21 protein-coding genes and 2 pseudogenes are annotated in these 24597 nt (G+C 55.8%); 13 read left to right on the forward strand and 10 right to left on the reverse strand.

Annotated features, from left to right (window positions below; translation table 11 throughout):
- The first annotated feature begins 44 nt into the window (after positions 1–44).
- From D3H35_RS04160 to D3H35_RS04190, 7 genes are all read left to right on the forward strand, one after another.
- Positions 45–581, forward strand: a complete 537-nt coding sequence (locus tag D3H35_RS04160; RefSeq protein WP_119147885.1) for a hypothetical protein — start codon at positions 45–47, stop codon at positions 579–581.
- Positions 574–2070, forward strand: a complete 1497-nt coding sequence (locus tag D3H35_RS04165) for an AAA family ATPase (RefSeq protein ID WP_119147886.1) — start codon at positions 574–576, stop codon at positions 2068–2070. The genes D3H35_RS04160 and D3H35_RS04165 overlap by 8 nt, the downstream gene beginning before the upstream one ends.
- A gap of 242 nt (positions 2071–2312) precedes the next feature.
- Positions 2313–2873, forward strand: coding sequence for an RNA polymerase sigma factor (locus tag D3H35_RS04170; protein ID WP_119147887.1), 561 nt, complete (start codon positions 2313–2315; stop codon positions 2871–2873).
- Positions 2860–4041 (forward strand): hypothetical protein, encoded by a 1182-nt coding sequence (locus D3H35_RS04175; RefSeq protein WP_119147888.1) that lies wholly within the window; start codon positions 2860–2862, stop codon positions 4039–4041. The genes D3H35_RS04170 and D3H35_RS04175 overlap by 14 nt, the downstream gene beginning before the upstream one ends.
- 161 nt (positions 4042–4202) lie before the next feature.
- Positions 4203–5075: a 3-hydroxyacyl-CoA dehydrogenase family protein gene (locus D3H35_RS04180; RefSeq protein ID WP_119147889.1), complete on the forward strand. Its 873-nt coding sequence runs from the start codon at positions 4203–4205 to the stop codon at positions 5073–5075.
- The gene (locus tag D3H35_RS04185; RefSeq protein WP_119147890.1) at positions 5072–6280 is read left to right on the forward strand and encodes an acetate kinase; all 1209 of its coding nucleotides are present in this window, start codon (positions 5072–5074) and stop codon (positions 6278–6280) included. The genes D3H35_RS04180 and D3H35_RS04185 overlap by 4 nt, the downstream gene beginning before the upstream one ends.
- Positions 6277–7020, forward strand: a complete 744-nt coding sequence (locus tag D3H35_RS04190) for a DnaD domain protein (protein WP_119147891.1) — start codon at positions 6277–6279, stop codon at positions 7018–7020. Before D3H35_RS04185 ends, D3H35_RS04190 begins: the two co-directional genes overlap by 4 nt.
- A gap of 135 nt (positions 7021–7155) precedes the next feature.
- Here D3H35_RS04190 and D3H35_RS04195 read toward each other — a convergent pair whose 3' ends face one another.
- Entirely contained in the window at positions 7156–8088 is a 933-nt protein-coding gene (locus D3H35_RS04195) for an alpha/beta hydrolase (RefSeq protein WP_119147892.1), read from the reverse strand.
- 185 nt (positions 8089–8273) lie between these two features.
- Between D3H35_RS04195 and D3H35_RS04200 the strand changes: the two genes are divergently transcribed.
- Positions 8274–8780 carry an SRPBCC domain-containing protein gene (locus D3H35_RS04200; protein ID WP_119147893.1) on the forward strand — a complete coding sequence of 169 codons (507 nt, stop codon included), beginning with the start codon at positions 8274–8276 and terminating at the stop codon, positions 8778–8780.
- Between the two features lie 259 nt (positions 8781–9039).
- Here the strand turns inward: D3H35_RS04200 and D3H35_RS04205 are convergent, their stop codons facing one another.
- A complete protein-coding gene (locus tag D3H35_RS04205; RefSeq protein ID WP_119147894.1) occupies positions 9040–9852 on the reverse strand; it encodes an alpha/beta fold hydrolase in 813 nt (270 codons plus the stop codon).
- 87 nt (positions 9853–9939) lie between these two features.
- On the opposite strand from D3H35_RS04205, the gene D3H35_RS04210 reads away from it, so the two are divergent.
- The gene (locus tag D3H35_RS04210) at positions 9940–10404 is read left to right on the forward strand and encodes a DUF2500 domain-containing protein (protein WP_325050001.1); all 465 of its coding nucleotides are present in this window, start codon (positions 9940–9942) and stop codon (positions 10402–10404) included.
- A gap of 114 nt (positions 10405–10518) precedes the next feature.
- Here the strand turns inward: D3H35_RS04210 and mtnB are convergent, their stop codons facing one another.
- The 7 genes and pseudogenes from mtnB to D3H35_RS04250 all read right to left on the reverse strand — a co-directional run bounded on the left by mtnB (position 10519) and on the right by D3H35_RS04250 (position 18684).
- Positions 10519–11172 (reverse strand): methylthioribulose 1-phosphate dehydratase, encoded by a 654-nt coding sequence (gene mtnB, locus D3H35_RS04215; protein WP_119147896.1) that lies wholly within the window; start codon positions 11170–11172, stop codon positions 10519–10521.
- A pseudogene (locus D3H35_RS04220) lies at positions 11169–11830 on the reverse strand (2-hydroxy-3-keto-5-methylthiopentenyl-1-phosphate phosphatase). Before D3H35_RS04220 ends, mtnB begins: the two are co-directional and overlap by 4 nt.
- Positions 11827–13056, reverse strand: coding sequence for a 2,3-diketo-5-methylthiopentyl-1-phosphate enolase (locus D3H35_RS04225; protein ID WP_119147897.1), 1230 nt, complete (start codon positions 13054–13056; stop codon positions 11827–11829). Before D3H35_RS04225 ends, D3H35_RS04220 begins: the two are co-directional and overlap by 4 nt.
- 27 nt (positions 13057–13083) lie before the next feature.
- On the reverse strand, positions 13084–13956 hold the full coding sequence (proC, locus tag D3H35_RS04230; protein ID WP_119147898.1) for a pyrroline-5-carboxylate reductase: 873 nt from the start codon (positions 13954–13956) through the stop codon (positions 13084–13086).
- Between the two features lie 20 nt (positions 13957–13976).
- The gene (locus tag D3H35_RS04235) at positions 13977–15224 is read right to left on the reverse strand and encodes a glutamate-5-semialdehyde dehydrogenase (protein ID WP_119147899.1); all 1248 of its coding nucleotides are present in this window, start codon (positions 15222–15224) and stop codon (positions 13977–13979) included.
- On the reverse strand, positions 15221–16345 hold the full coding sequence (gene proB, locus D3H35_RS04240; protein WP_119147900.1) for a glutamate 5-kinase: 1125 nt from the start codon (positions 16343–16345) through the stop codon (positions 15221–15223). The genes D3H35_RS04235 and proB overlap by 4 nt, the downstream gene beginning before the upstream one ends.
- Positions 16346–17470: 1125 nt before the next feature.
- Positions 17471–18684 (reverse strand): annotated as a pseudogene (locus tag D3H35_RS04250) (aminotransferase class I/II-fold pyridoxal phosphate-dependent enzyme).
- A gap of 179 nt (positions 18685–18863) precedes the next feature.
- Here D3H35_RS04250 and D3H35_RS04255 point away from each other — a divergent pair.
- On the forward strand, positions 18864–19661 hold the full coding sequence (locus D3H35_RS04255; protein ID WP_199728460.1) for a carbon-nitrogen family hydrolase: 798 nt from the start codon (positions 18864–18866) through the stop codon (positions 19659–19661).
- Between the two features lie 46 nt (positions 19662–19707).
- Here D3H35_RS04255 and D3H35_RS04260 read toward each other — a convergent pair whose 3' ends face one another.
- Positions 19708–20619: a LysR family transcriptional regulator gene (locus tag D3H35_RS04260; protein ID WP_119147902.1), complete on the reverse strand. Its 912-nt coding sequence runs from the start codon at positions 20617–20619 to the stop codon at positions 19708–19710.
- Between the two features lie 152 nt (positions 20620–20771).
- On the opposite strand from D3H35_RS04260, the gene leuC reads away from it, so the two are divergent.
- The 3 genes from leuC to D3H35_RS04275 all read left to right on the forward strand — a co-directional run bounded on the left by leuC (position 20772) and on the right by D3H35_RS04275 (position 24528).
- Positions 20772–22193 carry a 3-isopropylmalate dehydratase large subunit gene (gene leuC, locus D3H35_RS04265; protein WP_119147903.1) on the forward strand — a complete coding sequence of 474 codons (1422 nt, stop codon included), beginning with the start codon at positions 20772–20774 and terminating at the stop codon, positions 22191–22193.
- Between the two features lie 17 nt (positions 22194–22210).
- Positions 22211–22810, forward strand: a complete 600-nt coding sequence (leuD, locus tag D3H35_RS04270; RefSeq protein WP_119147904.1) for a 3-isopropylmalate dehydratase small subunit — start codon at positions 22211–22213, stop codon at positions 22808–22810.
- Between the two features lie 194 nt (positions 22811–23004).
- Complete coding sequence (locus D3H35_RS04275; RefSeq protein WP_119147905.1) at positions 23005–24528, forward strand: N-acetylmuramoyl-L-alanine amidase; 1524 nt, start codon at positions 23005–23007, stop codon at positions 24526–24528.
- Positions 24529–24597 lie beyond the last annotated feature (69 nt).

Below are 24597 nucleotides of genomic sequence, written 5' to 3' on the forward strand. Positions count from 1 at the left end.
ATCGTATATCAACTTTTTATATAGATGAAGGGGACAATAGCGGCATGAAACTTCGAGTATGGCCTTTGACGGTGACGGCCGCCTTGTCGGCGGCCCTATTGTTCGGCGGATGGTTTGCCTATCGCCATTACGGGGTCGAGCAGCCGCTCGATCGGATCGCGGCAGCGGTGCCGGGCGTCCAAGCCGCTACGACAGAGATGCGGACAGGCGAAGTCGTCGTTAATGTGGAGCTTGCTCCCGATGCGAATCTATCCGATGTCTACAATCGGATCAAGAATGACGGCCAAAGCGCGATCGGCAGCAAAAAAGTAGAGCTGAAGGCTACTGCGCACAAGTCATCCGAGCTGCTTGACAAAGCATGGAGTCACGCACTGTTCGACGTTGCCGAAGCGATGGAAAATCATCGTTATTCCGGCGTTCGCGACGCTATGGACAAGCTGTCGCAGCAATTCGGGGGCGTGACGGCGACGACTTCGATGGATGAGGATAATGTATATATTAGCCTGCGCGACGGAACGGCGGCGAAATTCGTCGTCCTGCCTCGCGAAGGGGCTGCAATGGGGGTGTGGCCGAATGCGTAATATTCGAGGCTTTGGCAAAGAAATCGCGCTCGGCTTCCTGCCGGTTTTGATCGCTTTTCTCATTTTTGCAGGAATGCCCGCCTTGCCGCTTATTATGGGGGCGCTGATGGTCGCGGCGATATTCATGTTCGCCCGGTCGCGCGGCGGGCTCGCTATGAGCGCCGCAGGGAAAAAGCCGAGCGCTAGAGAGCCGGACTATATGTCGTTCGAGGACATCGGCGGCCAAGAGCAGGCGAAACGCGAGCTGAGCGAAGCGCTGGAATTTCTCGTTCAACGCGACAAGATCGAGAAGCTCGGCATCCGTCCCATGAAAGGCATTCTATTGACGGGGCCTCCGGGCACCGGCAAAACGCTGCTCGCGAAAGCGGCCGCGCATCATACCCAGTCCGCTTTCGTAGCCGCGTCCGGCAGCGAATTCGTCGAAATGTACGTCGGCGTCGGCGCAGGGCGGATTCGCGACTTGTTTAAGGAAGCCCGCAATCTGGCGGTCAAGCAAAAACGCGATTCCGCGATCGTATTCATTGACGAAATTGACGGAATCGGCGGCAAGCGCGACGGCGGTCAGCATCGCGAGTACGATCAGACGCTGAACCAGCTGTTGACCGAGATGGACGGCATTCAAGGCGATGAAAAAGTTCAAATTTTGCTAATAGCCGCAACGAATCGAAAAGAGCTGCTGGATCCGGCGCTGCTTCGTCCCGGCCGGTTCGACCGGCATATTCAGGTCGATCTTCCGGACAAGACCGGCAGGGAGCATATTTTGCAGCTTCACGCCCGGAATAAGCCGATGCGCGAGGGCGTATCTTTGTCCCGAGTAGCGGAAGAGACGTTCGGCTTCTCCGGCGCTCAGCTCGAGAGCGTTATGAATGAAGCGGCTATCTATGCGCTTCGCGCCGGCAGCGATCGGCTGGATTCCGAGCATTTGAGCCAAGCGATCGATAAAGTTATGATGGGCGAGCGGATGGACCGCGAGACGACGCATGAGGAACGGGAGCGGGTCGCGCTCCACGAGCTCGGACACGCCATCGTGGCGGAGACAGTTCGCCCCGGAAGCGTCGCGCAAGTGTCGCTTACTCCTCGCGGGCAGGCGCTCGGCTATGTGCGCCATCATCCCCGCAAGGACAGCTATTTGTATTCGAAGCCCGTTCTGGAGGAGCAGATTATGATCGCTCTAGGCGGCTCGGCTGCGGAGGAGATGTTCTACGGAGGCCGAAGCACCGGCTCTCGCGGCGATTTCGAGCAAGCGACCAATATCGTCAGGACATTGATTGAGTCCGGTATGTCGGGTCTTGGCATCGTTCATCCCCAGGCGCTGACGCAAGAGCAATGGTCGAAGGAAAACGAAGCTATCCTAAGCGAACTGACGGATCGGACGAGAAAGCTGCTGGCAGACAGCAAGCTCGCTTTCGAGCAGCTGCTGGACACGCTTATACAGGAAGAAACGTTGTCGGGCGAACAGCTCCGCTCGAAGCTTCAACACGCTTCTTGACGCGAAGCCGTCTCCTACTGGAGGCGGCTTTACATATGTTTCAGGGAGATCGGGCGGTTAGATTGTCGAAAGGCGTATCTCCTAGGGCACTAATTTGTTAAAATAAAAGATAGTCGCAGCTAATCCGGGCTAAATTCAAAGTGCGAAAATCACTTTTTTAAATTTTTCTTAAATTTTTTATAAATTTTATTGAACCGAAGTTGGATTACAATCGTCTAACGGAAATGAGGTGCTAATCTTTCGTGAATCCCGAAGTGAAACTTGACTATATGAAGCACATGTCCGAAAGCGACGATGCGGGCGCATTACTAAACGAGCTGATGACGGCTTACGGGAAAGACGTATGGAATTACGCCTACAGCATTACGCGCAAGTGGGATATGGCCGACGACATCGCCCAGGAAGTATTTATTAAAGTGTTCCGCAATATGCACGCTTTTCGCAGGGACGCCTCGGTCAAAACCTGGCTGCTTACGATAACGCGCAATACCGCCATCGATTTCAAGCGTTCGGCTTTTTTGCGCAAAGTAACGTTGTCGGATTGGTTTGAAGAAAGGGGAGAACGTCATTCCTCGGAGCAGGAAGTGATGGAGCAGCTGGCGGTCAACGATATGTGGAAGCAGGTGCTGCTGCTGCCGCCCAAATACCGCGAAGCTATTATCCTGTTTGCCCATCACCAGCTTTCCATGAAAGAAATGGCGGACATACTGGGCGTTACGGAAGGAACGGTGAAATCCCGGCTGTTCCACGCTCGGCAAAAGCTTGCCAAAATGAAGGAGCGAAATATCGATGGAACCGACTGATCATGAACTGAAGGAGTTGCTGGCCAATGGACCGCTTTCTCGTCACGGCTTTAACGACGAGCTGCGCAAACGGATCGAGCGGGAAATCTCCCATCAGGAACGACGGCCGCGAGCTCGTTTGTTCGGCTCCGCATACCGCTACGGCGCCGTGGGCGCGCTCGCAGTCGCCATTCTGGTCGGCTTCTGGCAATGGGGATTGCCGGCGTTGAACGGCGGGGCGAATAACGAGCTTTCCAAGACAAGCTCGTCAATATCCGATATTACGAATGCCGCGGTCTCGAATGAGCCTCCGCGAGCGGCGCTGCTGATCGGAACTCGAACGGATCGGCTTTCCGGAGACGGAGAATCGACGGTAAGCTCGTATCGAACCGTTCTTGTCGCTCCAAGCGCCGCCGGACTTGAAGTCGTAGCTGACGGCCCCGGACTCTATATGCCGTATAAGCAAAATTTCTGGAAAATCGACGCCGCAACGGATTCCGCAGATGGAGAGCAGCAATTGCATTCGAGCAAATTGTCCGCGGGAGTCAAGCCCGTTGCGATGGTGACGGAGCCCGTTCCAGGGCTGTCCGAGAAGCTTCTGTTTGCGGGCAATCGTTACGTCTCGATCTTGCAGACGGTCAAATCGGCGGAGCCGGACGGCAAGTCGCAGACGTTCGCTTGGGTAAAGGATTTCGACCAGTTGAACACTCCCCGCGAAAATAAGCCGTTCGATCCGGCAACGGAGCCCCATGTCGCGCTCGGGGAATGGCTGGGTACGAAAACGACGGAGGAGCAGTGGGCGATCGTGCGCCAGGAAGGCCAATGGAAGCCGGAAAAGCCGGCCGCCGGCAAGTCCGCGACCGACAAGTCGAAGTGGCAGGCGCTCGGAACGCCGCTGCCCGAGCTTATCGTATCCTATGATTCGCTAGGCTTGTCTTGGGAGCAGATCAAGCAGTTCAACCCGAAAGCGGTAGACGCCTTCACGTCCCCGTCCGACGATATTCTCGCTACTGTCGAAGAGGAAGGGATCGTTATCTATCCTTTCCGCCAAGCCGATCCGCAGGCCAAATCGCTGACGGTCAAGCTTGCCGAAGGAGAGTCCGTTGTCATGGTTCAATGGGCGCTCGACAACTACGTTCCTACCTGGAAGCAGCGGCTTGGCGAATGGATTCCTCCCGCCTCGTCTTGACGATATCAGCAGGGCGCTCCTTCAGGAGCGCTTTTTTATTTCTCCAAATTGCCATACTCCCGAACAGTACAGCTTAATTTCAATTGTGATAAAATGAGGAGGGAACAAGAGAACAAAACCGAGACGTCGTGCGAGGCAGGCAGATGGAGGGGAATGGCACCATGTTTCGAAAAATCGGCGTCGTAGGCGCGGGAACGATGGGTCAGAGCATCGCGGAATTGTTAAGCAGCAAAGGGTTGGACGTCTATCTCGTGGAGAAGACGCCGGAGCTTCTGGATCAAGCCATGGAGACGCTTGAAGCGAGCCTGGATCGCCAGATGGAACGGTGGGCCATTACGGGCGCTGAAAAAAAATTACTTTTAAATCGCATACATAAGAACGTTACCATGGCTGCACTCGCGGAATGCGAATTGGTGATCGAGACGATCAGCGAGGATTTGGACAGCAAAATAGAGGTGTTTGCCGAGCTGGATCGTCTATTGCCGAGCGATACGATCATTGCGAGCAATACTTCGACATTAAGCCTGACGGAGCTTGCAGGCGCTACGAAGCATCCGGAGCGGGTCATCGGCGTTCATTTCGTGTATCCGGCGATGAAGGTCGATGTCGTCGAGCTCATACGCGGCTTGCAGACATCGGACGATACGTTCGTCAAGACGAAGCTGTTCATCGAGGATATATTGTACAAGAAGGGCGTCATGGTATATGAATCGCCCGGCTTCGTAACGACTCGTCTCATTTGTCTGCTCATTAACGAAGCTCTACATCTGATGGAAGAAGGAGTCGCCAATCCGGAGGATATCGATTCGGCTATGCGGGACGGCTATCAATTCGGCTACGGTCCTCTCGAGATGGCGGACCGGTTCGGGCTCGATTCGGTGCTTGCCGCTCTCGACCGAATGTTTCGGGAATTCGGAGAGCTCAAATACAGACCTTCCTTTTTGTTGAAGAAAAAAGTTCGAGCGGGTCATCTAGGAGTCAAGACGAACATCGGATTTTTCAAGTACAACAAGGATGGTGAACGGGAATCATGAACGTTCTTGTCATCAATGCGGGCAGCTCGTCGCTGAAGTATCAGCTCTACAACATGGTTACCGAAGAGGTGCTGTCCAAAGGCCGGGTCGAGAGAATCGGGATGGATTCGTCCATCTTGACGCACGAAGTGGACGAGAAACCGGAAGTGCGCGAAGTAAGCGAAATACTCGACCATACGACCGCGATCCGAAAAGTGCTCGACATGCTGACTCACCGGGAATTCGGCGTACTCCGAAACATCAAGGAAATTCGGGCAGTCGGCCATCGCGTCGTTCACGGAGGAGAATCGTTCAGCGAATCGGTTCTCGTCGATAAGGATGTGAAGCTGGAAATACGTCAATTGTTCGATCTTGCTCCGCTGCATAATCCGGCGCACATGATGGGAATTATGGCTGTCGAGACGAATTTGCCGGACGTGCCGCAAGTCGTCGTGTTCGATACCGCATTCCACCAGACGATGCCGAAGAACTCGTACTTATACGCGATACCGACCGTTCTCTACCGGAAGCACAAAATTCGCCGATACGGGTTTCACGGCACCTCCTGCGATTATGTCAGCAAGCGCGCGGCGGAGTTTCTCGGACGGCCCATCAAGGAATTGAACTTGATCGTTTGCCATATCGGCAACGGGGCCAGCTGCACGGCTGTACTCGGCGGCAAATCGTTCGATACAAGCATGGGGATGACGCCGCTCGAAGGGCTCATGATGGGTACGCGAAGCGGCGATCTCGATCCTGCGATCGTCCCGTATACGCTTAACAAGGAGGAATTGACGCTGAATGAAGTCAATTCGATGCTGAACAAGCATAGCGGTCTGCTCGCCGTTTCCGGAATCAGCAGCGACATGCGCGAGGTTGTTCAGGCGATGAAGGAAGGCAATGAGCAGGCGAAGCTGGCGTTCGAAATGTACGCTTACCGGATACGCAAGTACATCGGAGCGTACGCGGCGGCGATGAACGGAGTCGACGCGGTTATATTTACGGCCGGAGTCGGGGAAAATTCGGACGTGCTGCGCCAAGCGGTATGCGAGGGACTGACGTTTTTCGGAATCGGGCTTGACCATGAACGGAATGCGGTTCGATCGGGCGAGCCTAGACGAATATCGACGGACGATTCCAAAGTTGAGGTGCTTGTCGTTCCGACGAACGAGGAGCTGCTTATCGCGAGGGATACGTATCGCCTGGTATTGGGGGAAGGGAAATGAACGACAGGAACGGATTGGCAAGGGGCTTGATGGAAGCTTATATGGAAGGCTCCGTCAGCATTCCCTATGCGATATTGCGTACGTACCGCGCTCTGAAGCTTAGCGATACGGAAGGAATGCTGCTTATTCATCTGCTCGCTTATCGGCAGCTGGAGCAGAATGAATTTCCGACGATCGAGCAGCTGCAAGAGCGGATCGGTTCGTCTCCGTCCGTTGTTGGACAGGCGATGCAGAAGCTGGTCAAGCAAGGGTTGGTCAGCATCGACGAAGTGCTCGATCCGGTAACGGGCGTACAATCGGATCGTTATAATTTGACCGGTCTTTTCCAGAAAATTTCGGTGCTGCTGGCGGCGGGAGAGCTGCCGATTCGTGCAGGCGGAGTCGCGGAATTGTCGTCAGCGTCCGGAGCCGGAGAGCCGCAGGACCGGGTCTACTTGCCGAAGGCGCAGACGACTTCGAATACGTCCGCTTACGGAGGCGCAGCCAATTTATTCGGCGTTTTCGAACAGGAGTTCGGCCGCCCGCTGTCGACGATGGAAGTGGAGACGATCAGCGGCTGGCTCGATCAGGACAAGTATTCCGAGGAGCTTATTCTGTTCGCTTTGAAGGAGTCCGTATTCGCTGGAAAAATCCACTTCCGCTACATCGACCGCATTCTGCTCGAATGGAGCCGCAACCGAGTTACGAACGCCGAGGAAGCCCGCGCTTACTCGCAGAAGTTCCGTGGTGGAAGAGTTTAAAGGGGCGAGAGGCGACTTCGCTTCGCTTGTTCGGGCGGGGACTGGCGGAATTGGAAAATGGGTACCGAATAGAACGTGACCGAATGGAAGGCTGGGGGTACCCGTTAAAGTTTATTATGACGGATACCCCCGGCTTTATTTTTTGTCCCCGACCTCTCGTTCCAGAATCCATTTCAACGCATCCGGAAACCGTCTGTTCCAGGCCGATTCGTTATGGTCCCCGACCGGGTCGATATAAAGCTTGAGTCGGTCTTCGGAAACTCCCTTTGCTTGAAGCATTTCCAGCACCTTGCGATTATCCGAAACGGAGTAGCTGAATTGCTGATCTTCAATAGTTCCGATATCCAGATAGAAGCGGGAGGAATCGAGTGTCCGATCCAACTGGCCGATGTAGCCGAAAAAAGCTTTTTGGCCAATTTGGAATACGTTCGAGAAGGCCAGCACATTGCCAAAAATATCGGGCCTCTCCAATCCGGCATAGACGGAAATATATCCGCCCAATGAGCTTCCGGAAATATAGGTGTCGGGCGAATTTGGTTTTGTCCGAAAGCTTTTGTCGATGAAAGGCTTTAATTCGTCCGTTAAAAAAGCGACGTATTTCGCGCCGTCCCCTCCCAAGCCGTCGCTGTTGGGATATGGGGTGTAGTCGTACATTCTTCGGGGCCCGTTCTCGACGCCGACAACGATCATTTTGAATGCTTCATTATCCGCCGATAGCCGCTCCATCGTCTCGTCGATCCCCCATTCTCCGGCATACGAGGTTGCCTTATCGAACAGGTTTTGGCCGTCGTGCATGTACAGTACAGGGTATCGGGAATCGCTCTCTTCATATCCCGGAGGCAGGTAAATCCAGATATTCCGCGTCGTGCCTAAAGAATGGACGGGAAACTGATTAATAATTTTGACGTTGCCCTCAATCGAATGATTTTGCTCGCTCTTAAGCACCTGCTTCCAGTCCTGGATCGAAACCGGGGACGTTGCAGCCGAGGAAGAATTATTCGGATGATTAACGCATCCTGTCGCAATGCCGGCGAAGAGAGCAATTGCGGCAAGAAAGTGCTGTTTCATAATGGCTTTCCCCCTTTTTCTTGTCCAAGATATGGTAACATATCGGGAGGAAAAGGAAAGTACCTGTTTGTAAAGTTCCTCTCGCAGGAGGATGCAACCGTGTGCTGTAGTAATTTCATATATATTCCTTGACGAGAATATTCCTTTTCAAGTATATTTAAGACATAAAAAAAGGAGGTTCGATCATGGAGAAGAGATCGACTAGTGAAAGCATCGTCTTAAGGAAAGGCGAGAGGGATTTCGTGGTGGAACGGACCTTCGATGCGCCTAAAGCGCTCGTCTTTAAGGCGTTTACTCGACCGGAGCACGTAGCTCGCTGGTGGGCTCCCGGCGGATATACGATACCGGTATGCAAGATCGACCTTCGCCCGGGCGGACTATGGCATTACTGCATGCGTTCTCCGGAAGGACAAGACCAATGGGTTAGAGCCGTATACCGCGAAATCGTCGAGCCGGATCGGATCGTCTATGTCATCACCTTCGCTGACGAAGAAGGAAATCCGACCGAGGAAATTCCCGAGCAGGAAGGGACGATAACGTTCGACGATTACGCGGGCAAGACGAAAGTTTCGATCCGGATTATGCTCGGAACGGCCGAAGAGCTTAAATGGACTCTCGAAATGGGCATGGTCGAAGGGATGACCGAAACGCTTGGCAACTTGGCGAAGCTTTTGAACGAAATCGAAAGCTGAGAGGCGGTTCGCTTCACGGTATTATGGTGAAGGAACTGTAATTCGTACATTTGTTTTCGGTGGCGGATTGGTCGTTAAGAAGCGGCCTGCAAAATGTACAGTTAAAAGCGCCGGAAGCTGCGGAGCACCCGATATTGTCGTCGATTTGATGCATGAAATGCTGTTAAATTCAAGAAGCATAGCATTCTTCCATTAATTAACTGCAGGTAATGCAGGCGTTGATCGGTTTGATCATGCAGAGTTCTGACAAGGAGCCGTCCTAATGCCCGTCGTTCAAAGCTTTGAAGAACCGCTGATTGAACAGCTCCAGCTCGTCATAGAAAATGCCGTGTCCGCTTTTTTCGAATCGATGGAGGACGGAGCCTTGGATGCCGGCATGCTGGGCCAAGGCTAGCGGATATAGGCATACTTTGTCCAGCACGCCGTGGAAGATCGAGGTCGGAACCCGAATGAACGGAAAATCTTGTCCGACGAATTCATCGCGCAGCGATTCCATGACGGCGACGGTAGCGTGGTTAGCGGCTTCGAGCCCGAGCGACTGAAACCATTGCCGGAATGGCGTCGATACCGGGCTTGCGAAGCAATCTTCCCCGAACTGAGCCAATACGCCCGGACGGTCCGCGTATGTTCCGGCAATGATTTTATCGATATTCGCCCTCGGTTGGCCGATCGGGTAGCCCGGCCTTTGCGTCAGACTGGGGGCTGCGGCGGCGAGCAGCAGGAGCTGGGCTATTTTGTGCCCTCTATGCCGGCCCATGTAACGAACGACGATCGCTCCGCCGACGGAAAAGCCGACCAGCCTTACGTTGTCCAATCCGAGCGTGTCGATAACGACCCGAATATCGTCCGCCAGCCGATCATACGAATATCCCGTCCAGGGCTTATCCGACTTGCCGTAGCCTCTAAGATCGATCAGGATACAGCGGAAGCCGTATTTCGGAAGATGGGTCGTCTGGTACTCGAACATGTTATGATTCACCGGCCAGCCATGCACGAACAGGATCGGTCTGCCGGCTCCGATATCTTCCACGAACAGCTTGACTCCTTGCTCCACTTGAACGTAGTAGCCCACATTCAGCCCTCCTTTTGACTAACGCGGTTCTCCCAACCATCGTATGAGCCGGTGCCCAATAAAATAATTCAGGAGGGAAGTAACTTTTTGGGAAATAGGTCGTACAAATGGAATAGAGAGAAAAAGCGGGCACAACCGGACAGGGAGTGGTGGCTCATGGGGACGGGATTTTCGGATATGTCGGGATTCGGGGCGATGGGCGGACTGTTTACGGTGTTTTTTGTCGTCGTTATCGGATTTGTCGCATTCAGAATGATAAGAGGAGTCGCGCAGTGGCAGCGGAACAACGATTCGCCGCAGCTGTCCGTCGACGCTAGAATCGTAAGCAAGCGGACGAACGTCAACCATCACCATCATGCGGGAGACGCCGCGCACCATTCGACGACGACGAGCTACTACGTCACATTCGAAGTCGAGAGCGGGGACCGGATGGAGTTTCACGTGAACGGCCAGGAATTCGGCATGCTGGCAGAGGGCGACTTCGGCAAGCTGTCGTTCCAGGGGACTCGTTATTTGGGCTTCATGCGAAACAGGCGAGCGGAAGCCTATTAGTGAGAATAGCACAGCAAAAAAGAAGGCCGGTTCCCGGACAATATCCGTGGAGCGGCCTTTTTGTTTTGGCTCGGTGCCGTACAGTCGTCGAATCGTTGCCAAAAGACATTGCGATTAGGCGCGGCCTTTCAGCAGCTCCCACCGATAGACGTATTCGAACAGAAATTCAAACGCTTCGAGATGCTTCTTCGCCTCGAATGCGTCCTTGCCCCAAGCGCAGATACCGTGTTTGCGAATGAGAAGGCCGGGGATGCGGGGATCAAGCCGTTCGGTAATTTCGGGAACGATGCGCGGCACGTCCGCATAATTGGTCACAATCGGCACGTCGATGGCGGCATCCTCGTCCCAAATGTTGAACGCCTTGATTAGCTCGACGCCTTCGATCGGAACGGAGCGCCGCTCCCAGAACCATTCGGAGACGATATTGTTGAATACGCTATGAATATGGAAAATGGCGCCGGCGCCCGTCAGGCGGTAAATTTCGCGATGAAGCGACGTTTCGGCCGATGGACGGAGGGAGGTCGTCTCGCATGCTTTGCCGTCCTGATCGACGAAGAGAAAGTCTTCCGGCGTCGACCGGGTTTTGTCCTTGCCGCTGGCGGTGACGGCGAAGAAGAATTCGTCCGGCGAATAGGGGCCGATTCGCATCGACAGGTTGCCGCCCGTTCCGGCGAACCAGCCGCGCGACGCGAAGTCCGCTTTGATCGCGGTGAATTCCTCCAGCACGCGCCGTTTCTCTTCCAAGGGAATGCTCGCGAAGGCGCTCATGCTTCAAATCCTCCTTCGTTCAGATGACGAATAATGTCGTGGAACGTCTCGAACGGAACGTGCGGAAGGCCGAGCTCGCGGCATCTCTCGGTCAGGTGCGATCTTGAATAGACGAGATCGACAAGCTTCGCTCCCGCGAAATCGGTAATGCTGTCGCCGATCAATATCCGATAGTAGCGGTCGGAAGGAAAGCGCCGGATAACCGCCGTCTTGCACATGCCGCAATCGTTCGAGCATTCGCCGTCGCAAGCGTGCGGCCATGTGATGCGAATATTTTCGCCGCTGAAGTCGCTACCGTTGCAGTAAATATGATCGGCGGGAATGCCGAACGGCTCAAGCAGCGGATAGACGAAAAAATCAATGCCGCCGCTCGTGACGAAAAATTCAACCTCGTGCTCCTTGCACCATTCGAGCAGCTCGGGAAGCCGGGGCGTATGCCCGCCGTTTCCAGCACGTAACGACGAACGTCCTCTTTGCTGGAAGAAGGGAGGAGCGCGAACATTTCACCGACGCCCTGGCGGATCGATTTTGTCTCCGAGACGATGCCCCTGACGATCTCCTCCCAGCCCGGAGGGTTGAAATGCTTCATTAACGATACGATATTGTCGCTCAGCGTGATGGTGCCGTCAAAATCGCAAAACAAGACGGGCTTTCTCATGATGTATGTACCCCCCAGCGCTCGATGGCAAGGCGCAGCTGTTCGTTGTTTTTCGCATACTCTTCAAGCGATTGTCCGGCGAGAACGGCGTCTACGGCTTGGCGAAAAGCTTGTCCGCCCGCGGCAGCTCCGTTCGGATGACCGTGCACGCCGCCGCCCGCGTTAACGACCACTTCCGTTCCGAAATCGCTCAGTATAAGAGGCGTTAGTCCCGGATGAATGCCGGCCGAAGGAACCGGAAACGCCTTCTTCTGCGGCAGTTCGTCGGTGACGAGCGCTTGCTGAACCGCCAGATTCTCTTCCTTCGGCATGACGACCGAGCCGTAAGGGGAAGGGAACAGCGATAGATCGGCTCCCGCGATCCGCATGAGCTTGCCGAGCAGCAACGGAGCCGCGATGCCGTGGTGCGCGGAAGGATAGTACGCTCCGGCCATAGCCGGGTGGGCCGCGATCGGCACATTAATGGCCGAATCGGCTGCCAGCTCGGCGAGGGCGTCGAAGCCGTAGGCGAGGACGTTGAACAGCAAGCCGTTCGCTCCGGCATCGATGGCGCGCAGCGCATTTTCGCGGAGCTTGAACGTCGAGCCCGTCAGGTTGGCGAAATAGATCAGCTTCTGGCCGGTCGCTCTCTCCGCTTCGCGAGCGGCGTCCATGCATGCTTCGACGCGCTTTTCCAGAGGCGTAAGCGGGTTTTCGAACAAAATTTCGTCATCCTTGATCAGGTCGACCCCGCCGAGAGCCTGTTGTAAAAATTGCTCGCGAAGACCGGCCAGATCATGGCCTATGACGGATTTGAAAATGCTCATGACGAGCGGACGATGCGGGACTCCGAGCAAGCCGCGAACGCCTTCGATTCCGAATTTCGGCCCCGGGAACGCGGACAGGAATTCGGCGGAAGGCTGCAAATCGAGCAGCTTGATTCGTCCGTCCATCGACAGCTTGCCGAAGACGGTGACGAGCAGGGCGGGAATGTCGCGGCTGAAGTTCGCGTCCGGATAAGCGATCGTAATGTCCGCATAGCGCTCTCCAGGCTGTGCGCCGTCCGGCTCGTGTACGTCTACCGACACGACTTCCCCGAGATGCTTCTTCATATGCTGCTTGGCCGCTTCGGGCAGCTCGGTCCAACTGCCTACGGTCAGACCGACGGCGATGCCGGTCGCTTTTTTGTTGAAATCGGCTTTATCGTCATAGAGGCGGTAAGTCGCCTTCGAATAGGAGGAGTTCATCTTCTCGCAATCCTTCTTTCCTGATCTTTACGATTTGGACGCTTCTTCGCGGATGGCGGCGCCCAGCTCCCGCGCGCGCTCGGCGCAGCGGACGATCGCTTTGTTCATGCCTTCCTGAAAAGAGAACGACTCCAGCGTCTCGATAGCCGCTTGCGTCGTTCCGTTCGGCGACGTCACTTTGCGGCGAAGCTCGGCGGGATCTTCACCCGTCAGGCGAACCATCTCGGATGCGCCGCGAACCGTTTGGATCGTAAGATCGCGCGCCGCTTCAGGCGTGAGACCAAGCTCCACGCCGGCCTGGATCATCGCTTCCATTAAGTAATAGACATAAGCAGGCCCGCTTCCGGACACGCCGTTCACCGCTTCGATGAGAGGCTCCTCTACGACGGATGTCATGCCGACGGCGTCAAACATCGCCAGCGTCAGCTCGCGATGCGTGGAGGTGACGGAGTCGGAGAAGCTAATGCCCGTAGCGCCAAGGCCGATCGTACTGGACGTGTTCGGCATCGTACGCGCAATCGGCCTTTTGCCGCCCAGCAGCTGTTCGATCGTAGCGATCGGGAGACCCGCGATGACGGAGACGATCAATTGGTCGGGACGAAGCAGCGGAGCAAGCGAACGAATGGCTGCAGCCGCATCCTTCGGCTTCATGCCGAGGACGACGACATCCGCTTCTTTCAAGCCGCGCTGTTTGGCCGTATCGTCTCCGGCGCCGATGACGCCGTAGCGGCTCTCCAGCTCGCGAAGACGTTCGGCGTTCTGGCGGTTCGAGACGGTAATCCGCTCGGGAGCGGTCAGCTTGCCTTCCACGAGCCCGCGGAAAATCGCTTCCGCCATCGAACCGGCTCCATAAAAATAAATCGTCGCATTCCCCAGCGGGGAAGAAGTAACAGCGCTCATCGGTTTAATCTCCTTCTTGATCAGCCTCGGGTTTGTCCGGTTCCGACGACTTTATATTTCGTAGAAGTCAGCGCAGGCAGCCCCATCGGTCCGCGAGCGTGAAGCTTCTGGGTGCTAATGCCGATTTCGGCGCCGAAGCCGAATTCGAAGCCGTCGGTAAATCGCGTAGATGCATTATGGTAGACGGCCGCGGCGTCGACTTCCTGCAGGAAGCGGTCTGCGTTCGCTTGCGACTCGGTCACGATACATTCGGAATGCATCGTTCCAAAGCGGCGAATATGGGCAAGAGCCTCATCCAAACCGTCCACTACTTTGATGTTCAAAATGTAGTCGTTATATTCCGTTGCGTAATTTTCGTCGGTTGCGGGCTTGATTTCCGGAGCGAGCTTCGCCGTTATTTCGCAGCCGCGCAGCTCGACGTTCAGCTCGCGGAATTTGGCCGCGAGGGCGGGGAGATGACCGGCTGCGAAGCCGGATTCGAGCAGCAGCGTTTCCATTGAATTGCAGACGGAAGGGCGCTGAACCTTGGCATTGACGGCAATCGCTTCGGCCATTCCGTAATCGGCCGAGTTCTCGACGTAAGTATGGCAAATACCGGCTCCCGTCTCGATGACGGGCACGGTTGCGTTTTGGACGACGTTTTGGATGAGGGATGCGCCGCCTCTTGGAATGATGACGTCCAGCAGTCCGTTCAGCTTGAGCATTTCGTCGACGGAGCTGCGCGAGGCGTCTTCGATCATTTGCAGCGATTCGGGCGGCATAGCCGTCGCGGACATCGCGCCGCGCAGCACCTCGGCAATGCGGCGATTGGACGAAAGGGCGGCGGAGCCTCCGCGCAGAACGACGGCATTGCCCGTCTTCAGGCAGAGAGCGGCGGCATCTACGGTAACGTTGGGACGAGCCTCGTAGATCATGCCGATGACGCCGAGCGGAACGCGGCTTTTGACGATGCGAAGACCGTTCGGACGTTCGAACGCTTCGAGCACATCGCCGACCGGATCGGGCAGCTCGACGACTTGCCTTACGCCGTCCGCGATGGCGGCGATTCTGTCGGGCGTGAGCCTCAGCCGGTCGAGCATGGACGGAGACGTTCCGTTCGCCCGTCCGCGCTCCAAATCCTCCTCGTTCGCAGCAATCAAGGAAGCTTGCTCGGTTATTAGCGCATCGGCCATATGCAGCAGCGCTTCGTTCTTCTGTTCGGTCGTCAAGCGGTTCAACACGGCTGCCGCTTCTTTGGCCAGCGTCGCTTTCGTTACGACTTCGCTCATTTGCTCTCCGCCTCCTTCATAATAGGGGTCGCGACCCATTCGTCGCGATGAATGACTTCAATGCGGGTTGTTTCGATGCGCCGTCTGGCTTCCTCGCTCGAAAGTCCGGCTACGGCTGTAATTTGCCAGGAGGCGTAATTGGATAGTCCGCGTCCAAGCACTCTGCCGTCGGCATCGACGACTTCGACGACGTCTCCGGGATGGAAGTCGCCCTCCGCAGAGGAGACGCCGGCCGGGAGCAGGCTGCGCCCTCCGTGCAGCAGCGCTTCTTCCGCTCCGTTGTCGACGACGATCCGTCCTTGCGGAACGGAGAGGAAGCCGATCCACTGTTTTTTGGAGGACAGGGAGTGGAGGGAGGAGGAGAAATACGTTCCTCGACCGGATCCCGCGAAAGCGGCTTTCAGATCGCCTTCGTCGGCTACGCTTCCGATGAAGGTGCTGACGCCGCCTTGCATCGCGATGCGTGCCGCCTCGATTTTCGAGCGCATGCCGCCTGTTCCTACGGATGACCCGGCTCCTCCTGCGATCCGGTACAGCTCGTCGGAGATGACGTCGACTCTCTCGATCTTGACCGCTTCCGGCGATATGCGCGGGTCTGCGGTGTACAGACCGTCCATATCCGTCAATATGTACAGTCCGTCGGCTTTGACGAGGTTGGCGACGAGAGCGGATAGCGAATCGTTTTCCCCGAACTTGAGCTCGTCTATCGCTACCGTGTCGTTTTCGTTAATGATAGGAACGACTCGCTGCTTCAGCAGCTCCTCGATCGTGCGATGGGCGTTCTGCGCGCGCCCACGATTGCTGAAATCAGGACGAGTCAGCAAAATTTGAGCGACGGCGATTCCTTCTGCTCCGAACGCTTCTTGATAGGCTTCCATGAGCAGCGCTTGACCGACTGCGGCTGCCGCTTGCTTTTCGTGCATGAGCTTCGGTCTTGAGGTATACCCAATCCGGCGAAATCCTGCGGCTACAGCGCCGGACGTAACTAACAGCACCTGATTGTCCGCTGCCTGCAAAGCCCCGAGCTCGCGGGCGAAAAATCGGACCTTGTCGCGATTAAGACCGCCTTCGTCGGAAGTCAGAGAGCTGCTGCCGATTTTGACTACGATTCGCTTGGCCATCGTAACTTTTCATCCTTTCGCAGTTCCGGGAAAATACAAAAAGCTTCCGTCCGATAAAGGACGGAAGCTGAGCATCCGCGGTACCACCTTCATTGACGACGCATCGCTCCCGCGAGGTCGTCCACTCTTGCTCCCGGTAACAGCGGGCGCTGTCCGGCTCGTCGCCGGCCGCTCAGGGTCTGGGGGGCGGGGTCATGGCAAATTCTCGCAGCCTGTCGGAATTTGCTCTCTGGTCATGCCCGGTTCCGCTTTGTTTCCCGTCGAAGCGTTTCGTTCGGTTGCGCCTCGTTGCCGGGGCGCGAATTAACCTAAGAATACCATGCGCCGCCCGCTATTGTAAAGGAACGATAGCCGTCTCCGAAGGGAGCGAACCGCATGGAGTCCGTGCTCGGCAGTCATTTGGAAAGTCAGCGCAGCTCTTGAGCGGAGGTGTCAAAGCCAAAGTGCGCCAACAGCGGTACCACGTACCATACATCGAACAGAGAAAGCGCGCCAACAGTGGTACCACGTACCATACATCAAGCGAAAGTTAGCCAAAGCGCGCCAACAGTGGTACCACGTACCATACATCAAGCGAGAGTTAGTCAAAGCGCGCCAACAGTGGTACCCAGTACCATACATCGAACAGAAGTTAGTCAAAGCGCGCCAACAGTGGTACCCAGTACCATACATCGAACAGAAGTTAGCCAAAGCACGCCGACAGTGGTACCCAGTACCATACATCGAACAGAAGTTAGCGAAAGCGCACCAACAGTGGTACCCAGTACCATACATCAAGCGAAAGTTAGCGAAAGCGCGCCAACAGCGGTACCACGTACCATACATCAAGCGAAAGTTAGCGAAAGCGCGCCAACAGCGGTACCACGTACCATACATCGAACGGAAGTTAGCGAAAGCGCGCCAACAGCGGTACCACGTACCATACATCGAACGGAAGTTAGCGAAAGCGCGCCAACAGCGGTACCACGTACCATACATCGATCGGAAGTTAGCGAAAGCGCGCCAACAGCGGTACCACGTACCATACATCAAGCGAAAGTTAGCGAAAGCGTACCAACAGTGGTACCCCGTACCGTACATCAAGCGAAAGTTAGCCAAAGCGCGCCAACAGCGGTACCCAGTACCCTACGTCGAACGTTGAGCCGCCTTGGCGGGCTCATTCCGAAAATGTAAGCCAAGCCGCCCGATCCGTTCCGCGGCTTCGCGCAAGCGGCTTTCCGGGGCAAGAAGCCCGAGACGGACGTAGCCTTCGCCGCTGGTGCCGAAGCCGTTGCCCGGCGCGACGACGATGTCGGCTTTTTCGAGGAGCAGGTCGGAGAACTCCATCGACGTGTAGCCCGCCGGTACGGGAAGCCAGCAGAAGAACGAGCCGGCCGGCTTGTCGGCATGCCAGCCGATGGACGCAAGCGCGTCGTACAACGTGTTCCGGCGCCGCTCGTAAGTGGCGACCAGCTCTTCCACCGACTGCTGCGGACCCGTCAGCGCTTCGGCCGCGGCTTCCTGAATGCCGCCGAACAGGCTGCAATAGTAATGATCCTGAATGAGATTGATCATTTCGACGATCTGGCTGTTGCCCAGAGCGAAGCCGACGCGCCAGCCCGCCATGTTGTACGTTTTGGACAGTGTGTAGAACTCGACGCCGACTTCCTTCGCGCCAGGCGTCTCCAGGAAGCTGATTGGCTTGACATCGTCGAACCCGAGGGCACCGTATGCAAAATCGCTTGCGACGACAACGCCGTTTTCGCGGGCGAAGGCGACCGTTTCTTCGTAAAATTCACGGGAAGCCGTCGCAGCCGTCGGATTGTTCGGATAATTAAGGAACATGAGCTTGGCGCGCTTGACCGCTTCCGGATCGAGCGCTTTATAATCCGGTAAAAATCCGTTTTTCGCGAGAAGAGGCATGAAGGACATTTCCGCGCCCGCCAGCGCGACGCCGGACCAATAGTCGGGATAGCCGGGGTCGGGAACGAGACAGACGTCGCCGGGATTGAGCAGGCATTGGCTTATTTCCACCAATCCCGTTTTGCCTCCAAACAAGATGGCGACTTCTTTGACCGGATCGAGCTCGACGCCGTAATCCTCCTTGTAGCGCTTGGCGACGGCTTCCTTCAGGAACGGAAATCCGCGAAACGGGGATACTTATGGTAGAGAGGATTGTCCGATGCGGCTTTCATTCGATCGACGATGTTCGCAGGCGTCGGCAAATCCGGGTTGCCCTGCCCGAGATTGATGACATCGTGGCCTAAGGCGATACGAGCGCTCGCTTTGGCGGCGAGAGCGGCGAAAAACTGCTCCGGCAGCGTATTCAGCCGGGAAGCGGGAGTAATGGCGAAAGACATGTATCGATTCACGCTCCGATTAATTTGATAGGGATAGATTGAATGTAGCATACAAAAGCGGCAATCGGCAACGGATTCGCGCACCTGTCCGTATTGCCTCAATGTCATCCATCGGGTACGATAGTTTCATAATTATGCTCGCATTTGAGTCCCGCGACGACAAAGGAATGATTAATTCGATGAACAGTGTCTTGAAGCTGGCCGTTATCCAGATGAATATTGAAGCGGGAAATCCCGACGCCAACTACGCGAAGGCGCAGCGCTATCTTGACGAAGCGGTGGCGGCCGAGTCGAAGCCGGACGTCATTGTCCTTCCCGAAATGTGGAATACCGGCTATGCGCTGACTGAAATTCAACAGTTGGCCGACCCGCGCGGACAACGAACGAAAGCGATGATTTCCGAATTTTGCCGTCGACATGCCGTTAACGTCATTGCGGGCTCGATCTCCGAACACCGCGGCGACGGCGTTACGAATACGATCTACGCGTTCGACCGCGAAGGGAAAGAAGTGCTGGAATATTCGAAAATCCATCTGTTCCAGCTGATGAACGAGCATTTGCACTTGCAAGCCGGAGATGCAGCTGGAGCTTTCACGCTTGAGAGCGCACCGGCCGCCGCTATGATTTGTTACGATATCCGGTTTCCGGAGCTTGCCCGCAAGCTTGCTCTCGGCGGAGCCAAAATTTTGTTCGTGCCCGCCGAGTGGCCTCACCCAAGGCTTCACCACTGGAGAACGCTTCTTCAAGCGAGAGCGATCGAAAATCAAATGTATGTCGTCTCGTGCAACACGGTCGGAGAAAGCGGCGGAACGTCCTTCTTCGGGCATTCGATGGTAATCGACCCATGGGGCGAAGTTCTTGCGGAAGCGGCCGAGGAAGAAACCATCGTTCGGGCCGAAGTCGATCTGGGTCTGGCCGACGAAGTGCGCGGACGCATTCCCGTGTTTTCCGATCGCAGACCGGCTTTATATGAATGAATAATGAAAAAGGGGTGACCGGCGCGTCTCCCTCTTTTTTTGCCCATCAAGGCTTTACTCGTTCTATCGTTTCAAGGAAGGTCGAGATGAACGCTTCCGCGGCGTTGGACAGATAGCGTCCCTTTCGGTAAGCGATGACGAGCGTTCTCGTCGGGCGGCCTTCGAGGGGAAGGTAGACCGGGGAACCTTCGGCGCCGTTCTTGCGCGCGATCATGCGAGGCACGAACGAGATCCCCATTCCCGCGCCGACAAGCGCCTGCACCGTTTCGATATTCGTGCTCTCGAATACGGTTCGCGGCTCAAACCCGGCTTGCCGGCAGATGTTGTAGGCGATGTAACGAAAGCCCTGTCCTCGTTTGAGCAGCACGAACGGTTCGCTGCGCAGATCGGAGACGGCGACGGCGGAGGGAGAGCCTTCGGCATGTCGCCGCGCTAGTGGGTGATCGGGCGGCACGGCGAGGCAAATTTCTTCGTCCAGAATAGGCTCGTAGGCGAGCGCGGGTTCCTCAAGAGGCAAGGAGAGAAGGCTGACGTCGGTGCCGCCGCTGGCCGTCAATTGTTCAAGCTTCTTGGTCGATTCCTCGATCAGGGCGACTTCGATTTCCGGATAGGCCGCGCGAAAAGCGGGCAAAACGTGCGGGAGCACCTGTGCACCCGTCGTAGGCAAGCTCCCGACGACGAGGCGTCCTTTGCGCAAATCGGCAATATCCTCCATCTCGCGCCGCAATTGCTCGGTCATATCGACGATTTGCTGCGCTTTGTCCACGAAGACGGAGCCGGCATAGGTCATCTCGACGGAATTGGTGCTTCTTTTGAAGAGCAGGACACCCAGTTCCTTCTCTAGCTTTGAGAGCTGTTGGCTAAGAGAGGGCTGAGCGATATGAAGCTTCTCCGCCGCGCGGGAGAAGTTGCGTTCGGCGGCGATCTGGATGGCGTATAGCAGTTGACGGAATTCCACGGAGATCGGCTCCTTCGATTTCGATGATTATTCGTTATGGCATATTATAGCTTGGAACTATTAACCTTATAGATATTATATCTTGGAACAATGAAAGATGAAATGGTATGATGGGTTCATTAGAAAGCAGTTATTCATGGGGTGAATATGACATGAGCAAAAAGACAATGTTCGAGAAAATTTGGGACAATCACGTCATCGTGTCGGAAGAGGGCAAGCCGAGCATTCTGTACATCGACCTGCATCTCGTCCACGAGGTAACGTCCCCGCAAGCGTTCGAAGGGCTGCGCATGACCGGCCGCAAAGTACGTCGTCCGGATCTGACGTTCGCAACGATGGACCATAACGTTCCGACCAAAGACCGCTTCAACATCGCGGACCCGATTTCCAAGCAGCAAGTCGACACGCTGACGAGCAACTGCCGCGAATTCGGCGTCACGTTGTACGATCTGGACTCGCTCGATCAAGGCGTCGTCCACGTTATGGGACCTGAGCTGGGCTTGACTCACCCGGGCAAAACGATCGTCTGCGGCGACAGCCACACGTCCACCCACGGCGCTTTCGGCGCTCTCGCTTTCGGGATCGGTACGTCCGAGGTTGAGCACGTTATGGCTACCCAATGCTTGCAGCAAGCGAAGCCTAAGACGATGGAAGTCCGTTTCAACGGCAAGCGCAAGCCGGGCATTACGGCGAAGGATCTGATTCTCGGTCTGATCGCCAAATACGGCACCGATTTCGCAACCGGCTACGTTATCGAGTATACGGGCGAAGCGATCCGCGGTCTGTCCATGGAAGAGCGCATGACCGTCTGCAACATGTCGATCGAGGGCGGAGCCCGCGCAGGTCTGATCGCACCGGACCAAACGACATTCGACTACTTGAAGGGCCGCGAGCACGCGCCGCAAGGCGAAGCGTTCGAAGCAGCCGTCAAGCGTTGGGAAGCTCTCGGCACCGACGAAGGCGCCACGTACGACACGACGGTCGACTTCGACGTCGATTCCCTCGTTCCGCAAGTAACGTGGGGCACGAGCCCGGGAATGGGCACCGACATAACGTCCAAAGTGCCGGTTCCTGCCGAGCTGCCGACCGAGAACGAACGCAAAGCCGCCGAGAAGGCGCTTGAATACATGGATTTGCAGCCGGGCACACCGATGCAGGAAATTCCGATCGACTACGTGTTTATCGGCTCCTGCACGAACGGCCGGATCGAGGATTTGCGCGCGGCGGCAGCCGTGGCGCGCGGCTATCAAGTAAGCTCCAACGTGACGGCGATTGTCGTTCCGGGCTCCGGACGCGTCAAGATCCAGGCGGAGAAGGAAGGGCTCGACCAAATCTTCACCGCTGCCGGCTTCGAATGGCGCGACGCGGGCTGCAGCATGTGCCTCGCGATGAATCCGGACTATTTGCTGCCGGGTCAGCGCTGCGCTTCGACGTCGAACCGCAACTTCGAGGGTCGTCAAGGCCGCGGCGGCCGCACGCACCTCGTATCGCCGGAAATGGCCGCAGCAGCAGCCGTTAAAGGCAAGTTCACCGACGTTCGCAACTGGGAATTCAAGTCCGAAGTGACGGCATAACAAAGGAGACGACCATCATGCAACCATTTACGAAACTGACGGGTCTCGTCACTCCGGTCGACCGGGTGAACGTCGATACCGACGCTATTATTCCTAAGCAATTTTTGAAACGGATCGAGCGGAGCGGCTTCGGCCAGTTTCTGTTCTTCGAATGGCGCTGGGACGAGAAGGGGAACGTCATTCCCGAATTCAGCCTGAACCAGCCGCGTTACCAAGGCTCTTCCGTTCTCATTTCCCGCGCCAACTTCGGCTGCGGCTCCTCCCGCGAGCATGCGCCATGGGCGATATTGGACTACGGCTTCCGCTGCGTCATCGCGCCGTCGTTCGCCGATATTTTCTACAACAACTGCTTCAAAAACGGAATTTTGCCGATCAAGCTGAGCGAAGAGCAGGTCGAAGAGCTGTTCCAACGGACGAACGCGAACGAAGGCTACGAGCTTAACGTCGATCTTGAGAGCAAAGTTTTGTCCGACGGCAAAGGCTTGACGATCGCATTCGAGCTGGACGAGCACCGTCGTCAATTTTTGCTTCAAGGGCTGGACGATATCGGTCTTACTCTTAAGCACGAAGCGGCGATTTCCGAATATGAAGCGAAGCGGGCGGCAGCCGGCGTATAACGGTTAGATTGCAAGCTATTCGACAAATTTGAAGGCTTTTAGACTCCGAAACGGGAACTTTCGGGTCTAAGAGCCTTTTTTCCTTTTTATTCGCAACTTTTTCCTGAAACTTACGTCTAAAATGTCGTGGACAAGCCGGATTCGCAAGCGCGGACCGGTGCGGTCGCAACTTATTTTTCGCATCGAGGTGAAGCATGAAGAAGTGGTCTTTCTTGTTGTTCGTCGTCGCATTCGCACTGTTCCTGAACGCGGGCGTTATTCATGCCGCCGTTAAAGCGCCGGTCGAGCCTCCCGCTCCGCCTACGCTTGTTCTGGACGGCACCGTTCTGAAGCCCGTTACCGCTCCGATCATCCTGAACGATTACACGATGGTTCCCGTACGCACGGTAGCGGATAATTTGGGGTACTTAATCGATTACGACAACAAGAAAAAACAAGTGACGGTAACGAAGGACAGCACCAAAATTCTTATGACGATCGACGATAAGACGGCGTTCGTGAACGGCGCGAAGCTGACGCTTCAACAAGCGCCGACGATCAGATCCTCTTATACGCTCGTTCCGCTGCGGTTCATCGAATCGTTCGGCGTACAAGTATATTGGGACAGTCCGACGAGATCGGTATTCATGTTCAGCGGCAAAAGCAACGGCAACGGAAATTCCGGATCGGGAGACGGCGGCCTGATCGGCGTAGTCGACCCGGACGAAGACGGATCTTCCGGCGGCGTCGTCGACGGAGGCAACCCTTCGGATGGCGGCGAAAGCGGCAATCCTTCGGATGGAGGCAATCCGCCGGACGGCAACGGAACGGTTACGACGCCTGATCTTAAAGGGCAAATTCACGAGATTCGCTACGATGCGGACACGATTACGGTCAAATACGACGGCTCGCTTACGCCTGTTACGTCCGTATTGAAAAGTCCGGACCGAATCGTCATCGATTTGCCAAGCTCCGAGTTCGCGGCGGATTTCGTTCCCGCGCTTCCCGTAACGGCGTCCGCATCCAAATCGGGAGAGCTTGCGGTAACCGGACACGAGGCGCTGCAAAAAATCCGCTACGCCATCAACACGGTTAATCCGCTGACGATGCGCATCGTGCTCGATTTGAACCAGCAATGGAACTTTAGCGTGACGGACGATGCTGCGGCCCATGAATTGAAGATCGCGCTGAAGAAGCCTGATCCTCAGGTGTACACGGTCGTTCTGGACGCGGGTCACGGAGGCTCGGATCCGGGCGCGAAGAGCATTACCGGCAAATGGGAGAAGCAGTTCAATCTGTCCGTCGTATTGAAGGTGCAGGCGCTGCTCGCGAAGGAATCGCGGATCAATCTCGTGCTTACCCGCCAGGGAGATACATATCCGTCGTTGGACGATAGGGTCAATCTAGCGAACAGCCTGAAGGCGAACTTATTTTTATCCGTTCATGCCAATAGCTACAAGCCGGAAATCAACGGTACGGAGACGTATTACAACCGCGCCGACAGCCTCGAATTCGCCAAACTGCTTCATAAGAACGCCGTCGCGGCGGCCGGGCTGAAAGATAACGGCGTTCGAACGGCCGGCTACAAAGTAATCAAGTATACGACGATGCCCGCGGTTCTGCTCGAAGTCGGCTACCTCTCGAACAAGAACGACGAGAAGCAGCTGTACGACGATGCATTCCAGAATCGCGTCGCCCAAGCGATAGCCGCATCGATCAAGCAATATTTCGGTTTATAGGATTGGACTTGCGCATCCGGCCTTTCGAGCTTCATTCGAAGGCCGGCTTGCTCTTATTCGGAGAGAGGA

Source organism: Cohnella faecalis, assembly GCF_003570905.1.
Classification (GTDB): Bacteria; Bacillota; Bacilli; order Paenibacillales; family Paenibacillaceae; genus Cohnella; species Cohnella faecalis.

Coding starts and splice junctions, on each gene's coding strand:
- mtnB (WP_119147896.1), bottom strand. CDS start 11,172: ATGAGCGCCTTCGCGAGCATTCCCTTGGAAGAGAAACGGCGCGTGCTG.
- D3H35_RS04185 (WP_119147890.1), top strand. CDS start 5,072: ATGAACGTTCTTGTCATCAATGCGGGCAGCTCGTCGCTGAAGTATCAG.
- D3H35_RS04190 (WP_119147891.1), top strand. CDS start 6,277: ATGAACGACAGGAACGGATTGGCAAGGGGCTTGATGGAAGCTTATATG.
- D3H35_RS04180 (WP_119147889.1), top strand. CDS start 4,203: ATGTTTCGAAAAATCGGCGTCGTAGGCGCGGGAACGATGGGTCAGAGC.
- leuD (WP_119147904.1), top strand. CDS start 22,211: ATGCAACCATTTACGAAACTGACGGGTCTCGTCACTCCGGTCGACCGG.
- D3H35_RS04225 (WP_119147897.1), bottom strand. CDS start 13,056: ATGAACTCCTCCTATTCGAAGGCGACTTACCGCCTCTATGACGATAAA.
- D3H35_RS04195 (WP_119147892.1), bottom strand. CDS start 8,088: ATGAAACAGCACTTTCTTGCCGCAATTGCTCTCTTCGCCGGCATTGCG.
- D3H35_RS04235 (WP_119147899.1), bottom strand. CDS start 15,224: ATGAGCGAAGTCGTAACGAAAGCGACGCTGGCCAAAGAAGCGGCAGCC.
- proC (WP_119147898.1), bottom strand. CDS start 13,956: ATGAGCGCTGTTACTTCTTCCCCGCTGGGGAATGCGACGATTTATTTT.
- D3H35_RS04255 (WP_199728460.1), top strand. CDS start 18,864: ATGAACAGTGTCTTGAAGCTGGCCGTTATCCAGATGAATATTGAAGCG.
- D3H35_RS04275 (WP_119147905.1), top strand. CDS start 23,005: ATGAAGAAGTGGTCTTTCTTGTTGTTCGTCGTCGCATTCGCACTGTTC.
- D3H35_RS04200 (WP_119147893.1), top strand. CDS start 8,274: ATGGAGAAGAGATCGACTAGTGAAAGCATCGTCTTAAGGAAAGGCGAG.
- D3H35_RS04175 (WP_119147888.1), top strand. CDS start 2,860: ATGGAACCGACTGATCATGAACTGAAGGAGTTGCTGGCCAATGGACCG.
- D3H35_RS04160 (WP_119147885.1), top strand. CDS start 45: ATGAAACTTCGAGTATGGCCTTTGACGGTGACGGCCGCCTTGTCGGCG.
- proB (WP_119147900.1), bottom strand. CDS start 16,345: ATGGCCAAGCGAATCGTAGTCAAAATCGGCAGCAGCTCTCTGACTTCC.
- leuC (WP_119147903.1), top strand. CDS start 20,772: ATGAGCAAAAAGACAATGTTCGAGAAAATTTGGGACAATCACGTCATC.
- D3H35_RS04165 (WP_119147886.1), top strand. CDS start 574: ATGCGTAATATTCGAGGCTTTGGCAAAGAAATCGCGCTCGGCTTCCTG.